Annotated in this window: 8 protein-coding genes and 1 pseudogene; 3 read left to right on the top strand and 6 right to left on the bottom strand. The window is 61.5% G+C overall.

The features are described 5' to 3' along the window. Positions 1 to 388: 388 nt before the first annotated feature. The 4 genes from pbpC to ACTG20_RS09785 all read right to left on the bottom strand — a co-directional run bounded on the left by pbpC (position 389) and on the right by ACTG20_RS09785 (position 10426). A complete protein-coding gene (gene pbpC, locus ACTG20_RS09800; RefSeq protein WP_194495727.1) occupies positions 389 to 2848 on the bottom strand; it encodes a penicillin-binding protein 1C in 2460 nt (819 codons plus the stop codon). Next, the gene (locus ACTG20_RS09795; RefSeq protein WP_234915314.1) at positions 2814 to 7697 is read right to left on the bottom strand and encodes an alpha-2-macroglobulin family protein; all 4884 of its coding nucleotides are present in this window, start codon (positions 7695 to 7697) and stop codon (positions 2814 to 2816) included. The genes pbpC and ACTG20_RS09795 overlap by 35 nt, the downstream gene beginning before the upstream one ends. A gap of 165 nt (positions 7698 to 7862) precedes the next feature. Continuing rightward, entirely contained in the window at positions 7863 to 8522 is a 660-nt protein-coding gene (locus ACTG20_RS09790; RefSeq protein ID WP_194495729.1) for a DedA family protein, read from the bottom strand. Between the two features lie 215 nt (positions 8523 to 8737). Beyond that, positions 8738 to 10426: an FAD-dependent oxidoreductase gene (locus ACTG20_RS09785; protein WP_194495730.1), complete on the bottom strand. Its 1689-nt coding sequence runs from the start codon at positions 10424 to 10426 to the stop codon at positions 8738 to 8740. 135 nt (positions 10427 to 10561) lie between these two features. Between ACTG20_RS09785 and ACTG20_RS09780 the strand changes: the two are divergent. The 3 genes and pseudogenes from ACTG20_RS09780 to ACTG20_RS09770 all read left to right on the top strand — a co-directional run bounded on the left by ACTG20_RS09780 (position 10562) and on the right by ACTG20_RS09770 (position 15090). Further along, positions 10562 to 13497 (top strand): annotated as a pseudogene (locus tag ACTG20_RS09780) (sensor domain-containing phosphodiesterase). Positions 13498 to 13562: 65 nt separating this feature from the next. Next, positions 13563 to 14360 carry a pyruvate formate lyase 1-activating protein gene (pflA, locus tag ACTG20_RS09775; protein ID WP_005333994.1) on the top strand — a complete coding sequence of 266 codons (798 nt, stop codon included), beginning with the start codon at positions 13563 to 13565 and terminating at the stop codon, positions 14358 to 14360. Positions 14361 to 14448: 88 nt separating this feature from the next. After that, positions 14449 to 15090 (top strand): energy-coupling factor ABC transporter permease, encoded by a 642-nt coding sequence (locus tag ACTG20_RS09770; RefSeq protein WP_194495732.1) that lies wholly within the window; start codon positions 14449 to 14451, stop codon positions 15088 to 15090. Positions 15091 to 15173: 83 nt separating this feature from the next. On the opposite strand, the gene ACTG20_RS09765 is transcribed toward ACTG20_RS09770, so the two are convergent. Both ACTG20_RS09765 and ycfP read right to left on the bottom strand, forming a co-directional pair. Beyond that, a complete protein-coding gene (locus ACTG20_RS09765; protein ID WP_194495733.1) occupies positions 15174 to 16466 on the bottom strand; it encodes an NAD(P)/FAD-dependent oxidoreductase in 1293 nt (430 codons plus the stop codon). Between the two features lie 74 nt (positions 16467 to 16540). Then, entirely contained in the window at positions 16541 to 17080 is a 540-nt protein-coding gene (gene ycfP / locus ACTG20_RS09760) for an alpha/beta hydrolase YcfP (RefSeq protein ID WP_005334000.1), read from the bottom strand. Positions 17081 to 17578 lie beyond the last annotated feature (498 nt).

The following is a 17578-nucleotide window of genomic DNA, read 5'->3' as shown; positions in this document are numbered from 1 at the left end:
GAAAAAGGGGTTGGCATTTGCCAACCCCTCTCGTTATCTGCGGCCTACCAATCATCACCACGATGATTGGCCCGCTCTTGCGCCTTCCTGCGCGCCTCCATCGCCCTGTCACGGCGGATATTGGAAGGGGTACAGGCAAACTGTTTCTGATAGCAACGCGCAAAACTCTCGGAAGCTGGTTCGAAAGGTGAATAGAACCCGGTACGTTCAGGAGAAACATGGTGATCACCATGATTGGTTGTGGCACAACCCGAACTCATCAGCACCAGCAAGGGACACAGAACACGCAGCAAAAGAGAACTCCCGATTGGATTTGAATGAACTCGTAATTATTCATAAATTAATTCATCCAATCAAATATTGATGCATTTCAAATAGTTAATTACATTCACCTCAATGGCTGTCGGCAAAACGAACAACGGGTGATGGTGCCGGCATCACTGTCAGGATGCACCACGCGAAACTCGATACGATCGCTGTTGCCCGCTTCATCCACCACCACCAGCTGATAACGACCCGCCACACTCAGCACCTGATCCCCGTCCCAGCGCAGTCGCTGGCCGTTGAGAAACCAGGCCGACTTGCCGACACCGCCCAGCACCTTGGGCTGCAACCGATAGCGCTGGCTGCGGATAAGGTTGCCCTCCCCCAGCGCCACGATGCGAATGGGGGCCTGCAGCTCGGCGCTCTGCCCCTCCCCTGCACAACTGCTGGCGAGCAGCGACTGCCGCCGCTCGCTGGGGGACCGCCAAGGCTCCAACGACAACGGCCAGAGTGCCCGAAAACCGGATTGTGCCGCATCGGGGCAACGGGTCAGCGTCGGCTTGCCTTCGGCAGTGAGTGCAACTTGCCGCAGCGGCGAGGGCCAGTCCATGGGATCCGGCAAGGTGGGAGGATCGCGCCCTTCCAGCAACCAGGCGCTCTGGCGCTGCAAACAGGCTTCAGGCAGGGTCGCGCTGGCCTTGCGCCCCAGCGGCCAGCAAATCTCGGCCTCGCTCACCGTGTTGGGCTGTGCCGGCAGAGGGCTGTTGTCAGCCAGTCGCGAGTAGACCGAAAGCAGCAGCGGCACCGCCGCGCTCTGGCCGTAAAAACCGGGCATAGGGGTACCGTCGGGGCGCCCCAGCCAGACGCCGATGGTCCAGCGACCGGAGACCCCCATCGCCCAGCTGTCGCGATAGCCATAGCTGGTACCGGTCTTCCAGGCCAGCCTGTTGACCCGGCCGGTCGCCTCGCTGGCAAAGGGTTGGTCCGCCCGTCCCTGCGCGCTCAATATCTGCCAGATGATCCAGGCCGCTCCCGGGCTCAGCAAGGGGCGTGACACCGCCTGCTGCCCCGCCAGCCAGACCGGCATTGCCACCTGCCCCTGCCGGGTCAGTGCGCTGTAGAGGGCCACCAGCTGCTCGAGTCGAATGCCCGCCGCCCCCAGCGCAATGGCCGGATTGGGTTTGTCGGAGAGCGCCAGCCGCACCCCAGCGTTGTCGAGGCGGCTGACCAGCTTGTCGGGCCCGAGCGCCTCCAGCACCTGCACCGCCGGCACGTTGAGGGATTGCTGCAGTGCCTGAGCGAGGGTCACCGGCCCCTGAAAGGCGCCGGAAAAGTTGGCGGGGCGATAGTCAGATCCCAGCCTCGGCGCATCGGAGAGCAGGGAGGCCGAGTGCACCAACCCTTCATCCATCGCCAGACCGTAGATAAAGGGCTTGAGGGTGGAGCCGGGAGAGCGGATTGCCTGCACCATGTCGAGATAACCGTGGCGGCGCAAATTGCCATACTCGGCGCTACCCACATAAGCGCGCACAGCCATGGTTTTGTTATCTACCAAGAGCAACGCCGCTGAGGTCTGCTCGGGGAAGCGGCGAATGTAGCTCGCCACCCGCCCCTCCAACCAGCGCTGCAGATCGCCATCAATGGTGGTGTGCACCAGCGCCCCGGCCTGATGGTCGGCGGCGAGACGGGCAAAGAGCGGCGCCTCCATCGGCGTGAAGTGACCGCGGGCCAGCACCGGCTCGATACGCCCCTCCAGCCACACCTGTTCGGGCCAGACGCCTTGCGCTACCAGCCGCTGCATCACCTTGTCACGGGCGGTGCGGGCCCGCTCGGGATGGCGGTCCGGCCGGTTGCGACTGGGGGCCTGCGGCAGCACCGCCAACAGCGCCGCCTCGGCATAGGTCAGCTTGGCGGCGCTCTTGCCGAGATAGGCAAAACTTGCCGCCTGCACCCCCTCCAGATTGCCGCCAAACGGCGCCCGATTGAGGTAGACGGTGAGCAGGGTGCGCTTGTCGTAGTGCCACTCCAGTTGCAGCGCACGGGCCATCTGGCGCAACTTGCCGGGCACGCTCCTGTGGTAGGGTTCGATAAGACGCGCCACCTGCATGGTGAGGGTCGAGCCGCCCGACACAGCCCGCCCATAGCGCAGCCACTGCCAGACCCCGCGCACCATGGCCACCGGATTGACTCCAGGATGACGCCAGAAGTAGCGATCCTCGTAGCCCAGCAACGCCTCGATATAGCGGGGGGAGACCTGCTCCAGGGTCACGGGGTAGCGCCACACGCCGCTGGTATCGGCAAAGGCGCGCAGCGGCCGCCCCTTCATGTCGAGCACCACCCGCGCATAGGCGGGGTCGAGTGGCGGCGGCGGGAAGAGTCGATCCAACGCCAGCAATGACAGCAGCAGTGCGACAACTCCCAGCACCGAGAAACGCAGCCAGCGCGGCAGACGGCCAAGCCGGTGGCGGCAAATGCGGCCACCGTGACACAGTCGCAGCCAGCCGCGCCGCCAGAAAGTGAGCGGGCGAACCCGCTCAAGGGAGGGTTTGTTACTCAGAGATACGCACCTCTTGGATATCCTCACCCACAGCCCGCAGCTCGGGGCGGTACATATCCTCCACCTGGGTCGGCGGCACCTGATAGCGACCCGGCGTCACCGCCCGCATCAGGTAGACCAGTTGCTGGTTGCTCCCGGCGCTCAGATCCAGCGCCGCCGTGTAACGGTCATCGCGAAACTCCTGATGCTTGAGGTAGTCGTTCCACTCGCTCTGCCACGCCGGTTTTCCCTCAATGGAGAGCTCTTCCAGCTTGATGCTGTTGCCAAGGGCCGGGTTCTCCAGCTCGAAGCCTGCGGGCACCATCTCCACCAGCAGGGCATCGGGCACCGCGGATTCGCTGCTGACGTTGAGTCGCACCACCACCAGATCCCCCACCTTCACTGTGGCGGGATCAAAACGCTGACCGTCGCCGTTGAACCAGCTGCGGGTCACACTCATCCCTTTGCTAATCCGTGCTGGCGCCTGTTCGGGGTAACCTACCAGAGTGCGCTGCACATAGAGGGATCCCTTGCCCTCGTTGGTGACGGTGCTCGCGGCCAGTGCCTCGGGGGCACCCTGCTGTAGCGGAGCCGAACCGCTCAGGGATCCACTGCCAAGAGAGGAAGTTACCTTGGCCTGCCAGTCGACGGCAGGATCGAAACGGGCCAGTCGCAACAGAGCGAGCCGCTCCTGAGTGCTGAGCCACTGACGGTGAGCCAGGGTATCGGCCACCTTGGCGCTGAGATCAGGCCAGCGCTCCCCAGCCAGCTTGTGCTGGCGTAGCAAGGAGAGCTCAAGGGCTTCATCGCGCAGCGGTGAGCCGTAATCACCCAGATAGTCATCCCCGCGCTCGGTCGCCAATGCCCGGCTGAGGGCCTTGGCGGCGTTCTGCTCATCCCCCATGGCCGAGAGCGCCAGCGAGAGGTGCAAAAGCGGCAAACCGGAGCGGGCGTGATCAGCCTGCTGCTCCCAGATAAGGCGCAGGGTAGCGAGCGGCGCCTTGCCCACCCGGGCCAGCACATAGGCGCTGTAAGCCTGATAGGCCAGCCGGCTGTGCTCGGGGGCACTGCTCCAGCGCTCGCCGAACTGGCTGTCGGTGAGATAGCTCTGCAGTCGGTTCAGCGCCTGATTGAGCATGGCCTCCGGCACTGCGTCACCCGCCTCCTTGCGCGCCAGCAGATAGTCGGCAGCATAGGCGGTGAGCCACTGCTCCTCGTCGGAGCGACCATCCCAGAGGCCAAAGCCACCGCTGGGCAGTTGCAACCGCTGCAGCCGTTGCAGCAGGGCGCGCTGCACATCCGCCTCACTCGCCGCTTTCTTGCCCTCTGCGGGTTTGCTCCAGGCGGCCCGCTCATCGGCCGTGGTCAGCAAGTAAGGCCAGGCCCGCGACAAGGTCTGCTCCAGACAGGCGTAGGGGTAGTCAGCCAGCGCCTGCCACTGGGCTGCCGGATCCCAGGGGGGAGTGCCGGAGAGGCTGAGCAGCCCCTGCAGGTTGGTGCGATCCAGCCCGGCCAGCTCAGCTGGCGCAAAGCTCATCTGCTGGCCGGGGGCCAGCATCTGGTAGCGCTGGCGAGTCTCGGCCGGCCAGGGGGAGCGCAGCGGCAAAGTCCAGTCGCGGCTGATGGCAAAATCCTTGCCGCTGGCCGCCAACTGCAGGCTCGCCACGCCGCTCGCCCCGGTCACGGTGAGCGGCAGGGTCAGCCACTGCTCCTCGCCGTTTTTAAGGGCAAGGGTGCCGGGCAGCTCGCCGTTTGCCTTGAGCCCACCGTTGAGGGTCCAGACAAGGGAGAGGGTCTGATCTTCGCCACTCATGTTGCGCAACTGCACCAATGCCCGGGTCTCATCGCCTCTGGCGCCAAAGCGCGGCCAGCCAATTTCGGCCACCAGCGGCGCCACTACCTTGACGGCGCGCTCGGCCTCCCCGACTTGCTGTTCGTTCCAGGCCAGCGCCATCAGCGCCAACTCGCCGTTGAAGTTGGGCAAATCGAGCGGGATCACCGCTTTGCCCTGCTGGTCAAAACTCACCTCGCCGCTCCAGAGTGCGGCGATCTCGACCCGGCTCTCAAGCGCACCACCCTTTTTCAGCGGCGCCCGATCGCCCCCGTAGTTGAGGCGGGCCAGCTTGCCATCCTGCGGCGGGATCACCTGGCCGTAGTTGTCGAACAAATCTTGGGAGAAGCGCTTGCGACCAAAGAAGATCTCGAACGGGTCGAGAGGCTGGTAGTCGCTGATATTGAGCACGCCCCGATCCACCGCCGCCAGCACCACCCGCCCCCGACTGTTGGGGGTGGAGGTGGCGGTTACTTCCAGCCGGGTAAGGGGCACCGCTTTATCAGGCGCGCTCAGGGTGAGCGGCAGTCGGCGCGCTTCCCGGTCCAGGGTGAGCGGCACCAGTCCGACCGAGCGCAGGCTCTGCCCCTGCTGCTTGCCAGCCGGTCTGGAGGCGCTGTCTGGCGCGGCAATCTGGGCCGAAATGTGCAGATCATGACGCAGCCACTCGGGGCTGACCGGGATCTCGAACTCGCCGCGGGCATCCTTGGCATCATCACCGGCACCCTTGAGTTCGATACGCTGCCACCAGCGCAGGCCATCGCCATCTTCCACCAGCAGCAACCCCTTACCGGGGCGCGGCGCCACCAGCGTCACTTTGGCTTTGTCACCCGCCTGATAGGCACGTTTGTCGAGGGTGATGGCAATCTTGTCGGGCCGCGCCTGCTCGCCACCGCCGCCCCAGGCGTAACTGCCTATTTCCACCCGCAGGCTGGATTGATGGCCCTGACTGTTCTCCACTTCCAATCGATACCAGCCAGCCGCCAGTTGCAGCGTGAGCGGGGTCGGCCCCTTGTCATCCAGCTGCAAGGTCTGCTCCTGCTCCAGATAAGGCTGGCTGTTGAACTCGTACTTCCACCCCTCGCCATCGGCGTAGTGCCAGTAGTAGTCGCGGTACTCGTTGATAAGGCGCACCTTCACCGCCCCCGCCACCGGCTGGCCTTGCTCATCAAGGTTGAGGATTTGGAAGGGGAGCGGCTTACCCCCCTCTACCCGATCCGCCACGAAGTCGGCCTTAAGCGCCGGCCACTGGCTGCCCGCGGGCCAGCCATACTGGGTGCGGCTGCGATTGACGGCGCGGCCACCGGGCTCGGCGAGCGACACCCGATAGGCCACCTCCAGCGGCCCGAGGGCGTGCACCCCATCGAGTTCATCAGCAAGCGAAAAAGTCCCCTGCCCCTGCGCATCGAGGGTGAGATTGAGAGGCTCGAGATCCTTGGCCTGCTCGGCAAGCAGCACGTCCCCCAGCGTGAACTCCTGCCACTGGGTAAAAGGCATGGTGGCGCGGCTGATCTTTACCTCCGCCTTGGCCTTGGTGGCACTGGCCGGCGCGCCGTAGAGATAGTCCCCCTGCAGTGGCAGGCTGAGGGCGGCGTCCAGACTCGTCACTTCCCCATCCGGCCCCTTGCCAAGCTGCAGTTTCAAGCGCTCAGGCAGAAATTCCTCTACCAAAAAGGGCCACTCGAAGCGACTGCCGGCGGCGGTCTTGAGGCTGATGGTCCAGCGCCCAAGCGGTGCATCGTTAGGCAAACGCAGGCCGTAGTGGGCCGCGCCCAAATTGTCCGGCAGCAGCCGCTTTTGTTCGAGCAATTGACCGTCCGGCTGCTTCACCTCCAGCTCCACCGCCATGCCGGGAAGCAGCTGGCCATCCTGCCCCTTGAGCAGGATCTCGCTGTCGAGCCGCTCGCCGGGACGATAGAGATCGCGCCCGCTGAACAGATAGAGCTGCTGGGCCTGCCAGGGCTGGGTGCCGAGATCGAAGGCGGAGAGATCGAGCGCAGCCCCATCGAGGCGCAGCACCGCCAGATGGTTGCCCTGTTCGGCCAGCAGCAGGCGAGCCCCCTGCACCTGATCGAAGCGACGATGGCCCTGCGGATCAGTGGTTTGCACCTGCAGCCGGTTGCCCTTCTCGTCGAGCAGGGAGAGCTGCACATCCTTGAGGGGATCGGCGCTGGCCAAGGAGCTCACGAACACCTCCAGCTGATCGCGGTAGCGGCGGGCACTGAGCCCCATGTCGCTCACCGCGAAGTAGGTGGTCTCCTTGCGCCAGTCGTAGTTGCCAAGGGGCGACATCACCGCAAAGTAGACGCCAGCCTCCGCCAGCTGCGGCTCCTTCACATTGATGAGGCGGGTTTCGCGCCGGTTGGCATCAAGCTCCAGCGCATAGCGGCCGCTGAATACCCGCTTGGCCCGCTGGGTGATTTGCTCAAGCTCCCAGTTGCCTATGCCAGCACCGGGGCGATATTCCGCCAGAAAACGGGGCAGATATTCCGCATCGACCCGAAAGAAATCGATATTGACCTCATCCACGTTGACAGCGCTGATGGGCAAGCGAAGTTCCTGACGCAGCGGCAATACCATGCCACTGGCGGTAAAGGAGGCTCCCGCCTCCAGCGGCCGGGTCTTGAGGGTCCAGCTCTGAGGGGATGGGCCCAGTCCCGCCTTGAGGCTCACTTCATAGCTTTTATCGGGCTGCACGTTCGGGAAATAAAGGGTGCGACCATCGTCGGCCAGGATCCACTCCCCCTGCACCTGCTTGCCCCCCTCACTGACCCCGAGCCAGCTCTGCCAATTGGCCTTGGGCGACAGGGGGCCGGAGAAGACCAGCGCCAGCGCCGGCGCATCGCGATATTGGCGGGCATTGGCCTGCACTACAGAAGTTGGCGCCCCGGCCTCCTGCTGGGCTGTGGATTCTGTGGTCGATATTTGGCTGGTGGGCTTGTCAGGGCCGCAGCCAGACAGCAAACCGACCACCCCGCAAAGCAGCAGGGTTGACCAGCGGCGGCGCAGAGCGCCGGTTTCAGCGGTAGAGCGGTGAGAAGCAGAGGGAAAGTCGAAGAGGCGCATAGGTTCCATCCCGAGTTGGAGCGCTGCAAACGCAGCGTGGCTGGAAACAGGATAAGGCATCCTGCTCACCCGACACAAAGCTCATTACCCGAATGGGCACAATTCCGCGCCCCTACTGAGCGAGAACCCCCTTGCCCACTGATCCAGTGCGGCAAGGGTTGTCATCTAGTCGTGGCTGGTCTCGTTTTTTGCTCCGCCTTTGAACCAGCGAAACAGGATGGCCATGACGGCCGCCAGAAACAGCACCAGCGAGGTAATCAGCAGGGCCCGGGTCAACAGTTCGCTGTGGTGGAGAAAGAAGGGGGTATTCATCGCCAGCTTGCCCACCAAACTGAGGCAGAGCGCCCACATAAAGGCACTGGCAAAGCTGGCCACGCACATGCGCAGCACGCTCAGGCGGCCAATCCCCATCAACATGGGGGTCAGCACCCGCACAAACGGGATAAAACGGGAGGAGAACATCGCCAGAAAACCGTACTTTTTCAGCAAGCGGGTCGCCTTGGGCAGGCTGTCGGGAGGCAACATCCGTTCGATATGCTCCATAAAGCGGGTGCGCTGCAGTACCCGTCCCTGCCAGTAGGCGAGCACAGAACCTATGCCAGCAGCCAACGGCAGATAAATAAGTGTTACTTCAGGGCCAAACACCCCCATGCCCACCAGCCCACCGGCCAGCAGTACCAGGCTGTCCCCCGGCAGGGGCAGGAAGACGAATGCGGACTCCAGCAGCAGTACCAGCATCAGGCAACTGATCAGCAGGGGTACCGCCTGCATCTGAACCAGGGCGTCAAAATCCTGATGCCAAATGGCCATCAGCATATCCAGCATGTCACTCTCCCTACTACACGGTTCATCATGAACGAGGCAGGGGTTATAGCACCCATCCCCTGAACAAAACGTTAATTTTGTCCGGCACAGAAAATAAAGTGTGTCGAAATATTGCAGCAACGAAGGAAATGCAAGAAGGGCGAAAAGCAGAAACAAAAAGCCCCTCATCTTGCACGCACAAGGGAGAGGGGCAAACAGGCACAGAAATAAAACGGTTACTCGGCGGTGGCCATCTGCCAGGTTTTGAAGCCGCCGGAGAGATTCTTCACTTTAAAGCCGTGCTGGCTCAGCAAACGGCAGGCGACATGGCCGCGCAGCCCAACCTGACAGCTGATCAGCAGCTCTTTCTCTTTGGGCAACTCATGGAGGCGACCACGCAACTCGTCGAGGGGGATATGCAGCGCCCCCGGAATGCGACCCAGCTTGTCGAGCTCCGGGCCATTGCGCACATCCACCACCAGCTGATGGGGGTTACGAGCCTGCACCTCGGCCACATGGCAGAGCAGGGTGTCCCCCTTCAGGTGATTGCTTGCCACAAAGCCCGCCATGTTGATCACATCCTTGGCCGATCCAAAGGGCGGCGCATAGGTGAGCTCCAGATCCTGCAGGTCAAACACGGTGAGACCGGCGCGCTGGGCCACCGCCAGCACGTCGATGCGCTTGTCGATGCCATCCTTGCCGATGGCCTGGGCGCCATAAATCTTGCCATCCGGGGCAAACAGCAGCTTGAGGCTGACCGGATGGGCACCCGGGTAGTAACCGGCGTGGCTGCCCGGGTGGACATAAACCTTCTCAAACGGCAATCCCAGTTGCACCAGTCGCTTCTCGTTGAGGCCGGTGCTGGCCACCGCCAGATCGAACAGCTTGCAGATGGCGGTCCCTTGCGTTTTCTTGTAGGTTTCGCTTCGGCCCAACATATTGTCGGCGGCAATGCGCCCCTGCCGGTTGGCCGGGCCCGCCAGCGGGATCAGCACAGATTCGCCGGTGACGAAGTCTATCTCTTCCACCGCATCCCCCACCGCATAGATAAAGGGATCCGAGGTACGCATCCCGGCATCCACTTTGATGCCGCCCCGTGGGCCCAGCTCCAGCCCCGCCTTGGCGGCGAGCAGGGTTTCTGGCTTGACGCCGATGGCGAGGATCAGCAGGCCGGTATCAAGATGGGAACCGTCATTGAGGGTCAGGCGCAGGCCACCGCTTTTGGCAGTCGGCACAGCGGAGGTCTTCTCGGCAGGCAGATCCAGACTCTCGATGGCGGTGAGGCCGGTGCGCAGGCGCAGGTCGATCCCCTCTTCCCGGATGCGGGCATGGAGCATGTTGGCCATCTCCTTGTCCACCGGTGCCATCACCTGATCGGCCAACTCCAGCAGGGTGACATCCAGCTTGCGCTGGTGCAGTGCCTCCATCATCTCCAGCCCGATAAAGCCGCCGCCCACCACGGTAACGTGGCGCGGCTGATCGTGATGCAGGGCCGCCAGAATGCGATCCATGTCCGGGATGTTGCGCAGGGTATAGACATGGGGGCTGTCGATACCGGGGAAGGGAGGACGGATCGGCGCCGCCCCCGGGCTCAGCAGCAGCACATCGTAATGCTCGCGCTGCTCTTCACCGGTTTGCAGGTTGCGCACCAGCAAGGTCTTGCCCGCCTTGTCGATCTCAATCACATCGTGGAAGACCCGCACATCGACGTTGAAACGGCGCTTGAAACTCTGGGGAGTCTGCAGCAGCAAGGCATCCCGGTCGGGGATATCGCCCCCGATGTGATAGGGCAGACCGCAGTTGGCGAAGCTGACAAACTCGCCCCGCTCGAACATCATGATCTCTGCCTCTTCGCTCAAACGACGAGCACGAGCCGCCGCCGATGCGCCCCCCGCGACACCACCGATAATCAGGATCCGTTTCATCTGCAAGACTCCTCATACATGATAATGGGCAATAAATTAGACTTTTCTAATTTAGAATTCAATGAAATTTTGTTTCACACCATTTTGCAGTATTCTTGCAACCCCGACGGTTGCTTAACAGGATGTTGTTTGTTCATGTCGTCTACCGCACTCAGTCATCTACCCCCTGCCCTCCAGACGCCGCTCTTTTTCCGTCTGGATCTGCGCAGTCAACGGCTGGTCGCCCTGACCGACGTGATGCAAACCCCGCTCTACTGGCTCGATGAGCCGCGCGCCCCCTGGCCTGCCCAGCTTCCCGATGCCCTGCGCCTGCCCATCGAACAACTGCTGGCCAACGGCCATGGCGGCAAGATCACCGTGCGCTTTGCCAGCCAGCTCTGGCACATCGCCCTCGCTCACGAGCAGGATGGCTTCTGGCTCATCTGTCTGCAGAACCTTCGTCAGGAGCCCATCGCCGATCTGGCATTGCAACTGCCGCGCCTCAGCCAGATGGCGAGCCAGCAACAGTATGCGCCCCTGCTCGAGGCCCTTAAAGAGAGTTTGGGGGCCGATCGGCTCATCCTCTGGCACTATCAGGCCAACGGCGATCTCGGCAGCGAGCAACTTACCCCTGTGTTCACCCTGGGGGTCGAGGCGCTCTACCCCATTCGCGGTGACAGCCGCTATATCCGCGCCCTGCGTACCCGCAAATCGTTAAGCTTCTCGGAAGCCGCCCACCAACCGATGTTGAGCAATCACCTCTATCTGACCAGTGCCGGTGTGCGCTCACGCCTCGATGGTGCCCTGCTGGAGCAGGACAAGCTGTTCGGGGTGCTGAGTCTGGAGTATCTCGATCCCACCCCGCTTAGCGAGGAGATGTTGCAGCTGGTGCGCAGCAGCGCCCAGTTGCTCGGCCACTGGCAACCGCAACCGGAAGAGCACCGCGCCGAGCTGGCCCTCCCGCCCGAACTGCACCAACAGACCGGCATCGACTACTGCAAGACGCTGGTAAGCTGGGCCATGAGCGCCAGCGGTGCCCGGGTGGGCTGGATCGGCGAGTTCCAGCCCCGCGGTCAGGATCTCTGGATCATCCCCCGCTGCGTCATCAACGAGGAGATCTGCTCCACACTCAAGCCCATCCAGCTCGACCCCGGCCCCGCTCAGGAGCTGTTCCAGCACGGTCAGGCCATCTATGTGGAAGATCTGCCCGTGCGCTATCCCAAAGCGACCCGGCTGCTTGCCCTCAATGCCAGCGCCTACATCGGCATTCCGCTCCATGGCCAGAGCGGCGCCCCCATTGGCCAGATCACCCTGCTGCTCGATACCCCTCTTGAGGAGCCTGAGCCCCTGCTGGATCTATTGAGCAGCCAGCACGAGCGGGCAGCCATCGAGCTCAAGCGCCTCGCCACCGACGATGCCCTGCGGCTGGCCGAGGTAGCCTTTAATACCCACGATGGGCTGATCGTGATGGATCACAACGGCATCATCCTCAAGGTCAACCACTCCTTCAGCCGGATCACCGGATTTGGCGAGGTAGAGGTGATCGGTCACTCCATTCGCAAGCTGCGTCCCACCTACTACGGGGATCATCTCAAGGAGGATGTCAGCCGCACCGTCAACGAGCAGGAGTTCTGGCTTGGGGAAGAGCGCTGCCTGCACAAGGATGGTCACCTCTTTCCGGTGCGCTTGATGGTGAACGGCGTCAAGGATGAGCAGGGGGAGCTCAGCCACTTTATCTGCAGCTTCTACGACATCACCCAGGAAAAAGAGGCGGCCAGACACATCGAGCAGCTCGCCTACTACGACGATCTCTGCGGTCTGCACAACCGGCGCAGCCTCAACCATATTTTGCAGCAGACCCTGAGCGCCTCCAACGGCCAGTGGGGCGCCCTGCTGCTGGTGGATCTCGACAACTTCAAGTCGATCAACGACTCCCTTGGTCACGCCTGCGGCGATCTGCTGCTGCAGGCCGTGGTGCAGCGTTTCAGGGAGCTGCCCCAGGACAATCTGGTGCAGGCGCGTATCTCGGGGGATGAGTTTGCCCTGCTCTTTACCCAGCTGGGACAAGGGGAAGTCACCGCCAAAATTCTGGCAGAGCACTTCGCCCGCGAGCTGATGGGGCTGTTTCGCACCCCGTTCGACATCGGCGATCACAAACTGCACTGCAGCGCCTCGGTGGGGATCAGCCTCTTCTCCGGCAACGAGACGGATCATCTGGTCCTGATGCAACAGGCCGACACCGCGACCCACATGGCCAAGCGCGCCGGTCAGGGCCACTACGTCTTCTTTACCGAGGCGATGGCCCAGCATGAGAAGAACCGGCTGACCCTCACCAATGAGCTGCGCGATGCTCTGCGTCACCACGAGCTGCAACTCCACTACCAACCGCAATACCGGGTCGACAATGGCTCGCTGTCGGGTATCGAGGCGCTGCTGCGCTGGCAGCGCAGCGACGGCACCATGGTACCGCCCGGGGAGTTTATCCCCATCGCCGAAGAGACCAGCCTGATCCTCGAAATCGGCTACTGGGTGATGAAGACCGCCTGCGCCCAATACAGCTTCTGGCTCAACCGTGGCCTGCAGATCCCCCATCTGTCGGTCAACGTCAGTGCCCGCCAGTTCCACACCCAGGGCTTCGTACAACAGGTAGAGTACATCTTGCGCGACACCGGTGTGCCCCCTCCCGCCTGCTGCTGGAGGTGACCGAATCGGTAGTATTGGAGAATCGGCAGGAGAGTATTGCCAGAATGCGCCAGCTCAAGGAGCTCGGCATCCTCATCTCCATCGATGACTTCGGTACCGGCTACTCGTCGCTGGCCTATCTGCGGGATCTGCCCGCCGATGAAGTGAAGCTGGACAGAAGCTTCATTCAGACCCTGGTACACAGCGAACAGGACAGAGCCATCGTCAAGGCAATACTCGATCTGGCCCAGGTCTTCCGTTTTACCGTCACCGCCGAAGGGGTGGAAGAGGAAGCGCAGCTGGCCATCCTCAAAACGCTGGGATGCCAGCATTATCAAGGGTTTCTCACCAGTCGGCCGCTCACCGTCAAGGGACTGGAGCAACTGCTTGGCAGCCGGGCGCCGGACTAAAGGTGTAGGATCAATAGGGGTTTATGTAATAAAATAACGGCCTGCTCGAATCGTTGGAGTTGTTTATGTCTGTCATTAATCGGATCCCAGCCGTTGAAATCAGCCAGCCAGCCGGAGCTCACGGCACCGTTGGCCGGATCCATTCCGTCGAAACCTGCGGCACTGTCGATGGCCCGGGAATACGCTTTATCGTATTCATGCAAGGCTGCCTGATGCGCTGCAAGTACTGCCACAACCGCGATACCTGGGATACCGAAGGTGGCCGCGAAGTGACCGTACCGGAGTTGATGAGTGACATCACCAGCTATCGCCACTTCATGAATGCCTCCGGCGGTGGCGTGACAGCGTCCGGCGGTGAAGCCATGCTGCAACCGGCTTTCATTACCGAACTCTTTACCGCCTGCAAAGAGAAAGGGATCCACACCTGTCTCGACACCAACGGCTTCGTCCGTCATCTCGACGAACAGGTGGACAAGCTGCTCGACCAGACCGATCTGGTGCTGCTCGACATCAAACAGATCAATGACGAGAAACACATTCCGCTGACCCACGTCAGCAACAGATACACCCTGGAGTTTGCCCGCTATCTGGCAGCCAAAGGCAAGACCATGTGGATCCGCTACGTGGTGGTGCCGACCTGGAGCGACGACGACGAGAGCGCCGAAGGGCTGGGCCAGTTCATCGCCGAGCTGGGCGAGAGCGTGGAGAAGGTGGAGCTGCTCCCCTACCATGAGCTCGGCAAACACAAGTGGGATGTGCTGGGCGACCCGTACGAGCTGAGCGGGATCAAGCCCCCCAGCAAGGAGACCATGGAACGGGTCAAGGGCATCCTCGGCAAGTACCACAACAACGTCAAATATTGATGGTAAAAGCAGGCTGACTCGTCAGCCTGCTCTGCTATGTGGCGGTCGGGAAGGCCGCCCGGACTCTACTGCATAAATGGACGACAAGATGAGTGAAGGACAACTCGCCGCCCTCCTGATCTGGCTGGTAATGCTGGCCTTCAGCCTGCGCCGCTCTCTGTGGCAAACCCTCCATGACAACCCCCTCTATCAGCACCTGTTGCTGGGTAGCGCCATCGCGCTGGTGCCGCTCTGGTATCTAAGGGCCGGTCTGCATGAGGGACTGGAGGTCCATTTTCTCGGGCTCACCTCCCTCACTCTGCTGCTTGGCTGGCGGCTGGCCCTGCTCGCCCCCTGCCTGACCCTGCTGGTACTCGATTACTTTGGCGTCACCAATCTGGCCGACTTTGGCTGGCAGGCGCTGGTTGGCATTGCCCTGCCAGTAGCCAGCAGCTGGCTGCTGTTTCTGGCCAGCTGGGCCTGGCTGCCGCGCCATCTCTTTGTCTATATCTTCGTTGCCGCCTTTCTTGGCGGCGCCCTCGCCATCTCGGTCAAGGTGGCAGCCAGCGCCCTGCTGATGGGGATAAGCGGCAGCTACCCCTGGCATACCATCACGGCAGACTACCTCTCCATCTGGCCGCTGCTGCTGTTCCCCGAAGCCCTGCTCAACGGCATGGCGATGACGGTGCTCGCCATCTACCGCCCCCACTGGGTCAACACCTTCTTCGATCGCACCTATCTGGGCAAATAACTCCTTTTCCCCGATCTGCGCGCATAAAAAAGGAGAGGCCATGGCCTCTCCTTTTGCTATTCCGAATTGTGACAAATCCCGGCTTAGTGCAGCTTCAGGGTCGGACGCAATACCCGGTTGATGCGACCCACCAGCATGATGAGGCCGGTCTTGACGTAGCCATGCAGGGCGATCTGGTGCATCCGGTAGAGAGAGATGTAGACCAGACGGGCGATGTAGCCTTCCACCATCATGGAGCCGCGCATCAGGTTGCCCATCAGGCTGCCCACAGTGGAGAAGCGGCTGAGGGATACCAGCGAACCGTGGTCGTGGTAGAGGTAGGGCTTCATCTCGCCGCCGTTCATCTTGGCCAGAATGTTCTTGAATGCCTGGCTGGCCATCTGGTGGGCAGACTGGGCGCGCGGCGGCACGAACTTGCCATCCGGCTGCGGGCAGGCTGCGCAGTCACCGATAACGAAGATGTTCTCGTCACGGGTAGTCTGCAGGGTCTCTTTCACCACCAGCTGGTTGATGCGGTTGGTCTCAAGGCCAGCAATATCCTTCATGAAGTCAGGTGCCTTGATACCGGCAGCCCACACCATCAGGTCAGCTTCAATCAGCTCGCCATCCTTGGTGTGCAGACCTTCTGCTGTCGCTTCGGTGATCATGGTGGCGGTACGCACGTCCACACCCAGCTTGACCAGCTCCTGATGAGCGGCGCCGCTGATGCGCTCCGGCAGGGCCGGCAGGATGCGGGGGCCCGCTTCCACCAGGGTCACCTTCAGGCTGTCGGTGGTGAGGTTCTTGAAGCCGTAGGCATAGAGCTGCTCGACCGCGTTGTAGAGCTCGGCAGAGAGCTCGACGCCGGTGGCGCCGCCACCAACGATGGCAATCTTCACCTTGTCGCCCGGCTTATATTCGGTGGCGAACTGCAAGAAGCGGTTCATCATGCTGTTGTGGAAACGGTGCGCCTGGGAGGGGCTATCGAGGAAAATACAGTGATCCTTGATGCCCTTGGTGTTGAAGTCGTTGGAGACAGAACCGATGGCCATCACCAGATAGTCGTAGGGCACTTCGCGCTCGTTGACCACGATGTCGCCATTGTCGTCGTGGATCGGGGCCAGCACGATGCGTTTATCGTCACGCTTGATGTCGGTCAGGGTGCCGAGCTGGAAGTCGAAACCGTGGTTCTTGGCGTGAGACTGGTAGCTCAGAGCATCGATGCCCGCATCCATAGAGCCGGTGGCTACTTCGTGCAGCAGGGGTTTCCACAGGTGGGTGCGGTTGCGATCGACCAGAGTGATCTTGGCCTTGTTCTTCTTGCCAAGCTTGCGACCCAGACTGGTGGCCAGCTCCAGGCCACCGGCGCCGCCGCCTACAACGACAATATTCATCATGATGATTTTCCTCGGTTCCTCAAAACGAAAGGGAGCCATTGGCTCCCTAAAACGAAATCGGTCGACGTGATGGATCAGGCTTCTTTGAAGGCCTTCATCCGCTGCAGATGATGCGAGATATTTTTGAACTTATGAGTCTCGCGCTCATCCCACACGATGTCGTAATAGTTCTTCAATTCACGTTCAGTGTCCCGATTATCGCGCACTTCATCCTGAACGGAAAGGATACACAGGCAGTTTCCTGAATTTTTCTTACGAAATTCAGTTACACACTTGGTACCGATATCGTCATATTCTTCCGGCCGGTCGATCTTGCCCTGCATGTTCTCTTCCGGATGGAGGTTGGGGTTGAAGATCACCTGGCGAATGCCGCACAGAAAGCCGATCCGCTCGCTCCAGTAGCCACCAAGACCCACGCCGCAGATCAGCGGTTTGGGATCGGTACTCATATCGAGCTGTTTTTTCACTTCCTTGAGCAGATGGCTCATATCATGACGGGGGTGAACCGTGCTGTAGTGCACGAAACGCACATCATCATCAATAAACTGCAACTGCAGCACTTTCTCGTGATTGCCTGGGCTGGTGGCATCAAAGCCATGCAGATAGATGATCATGGATAAGACCTCAGGATCTGTGTCGGTTTTATCGAAACTACCCCAGCGGCGGCCCCGTGCGCCACCAAAACATCCAACTTTCTTGCTTTGGATCACGCCCCCGCCCTCGATTGCGCCCTGCGGCCCGCGAGCGCCGTCACATGCAGAGGGACGCATTGCGAGCAACCCTCTGGTGCCCGGCTATCAAAGTGAGATCGCCAGACCAATAATGATAAACCCCTTACCAATCTGAGATGCCCCCACCTCCTTCCCCTGCCAGCAGCCGGACACTTATCTGGCCGGTATGTGACTCATCCCGCAAAAACAAGGCGTTATCGCCAAACGTTTTCTCTCGTGAGTGGCGTTGTGCATGTTTTGTGCACTGACCCGTGCTGCACCGGCTCCCTCTCACTACTGCCGAGGGATCTGGCACCTCTGTCAATACACGAGATCAATGACCGGGAAAGCTGCGGCTTTCACTATCTTGCCTGTAGCAGTTGCGCGGGCTTCAAGGAGTGA

It is taken from the genome of Aeromonas sp. 84A, assembly GCF_051919345.1.
Lineage (GTDB): Bacteria > Pseudomonadota > Gammaproteobacteria > Enterobacterales > Aeromonadaceae > Aeromonas > Aeromonas veronii.
Note: the sequence above shows the minus strand (reverse complement) of the source record. Positions and strands in the feature narration are given on the sequence as shown.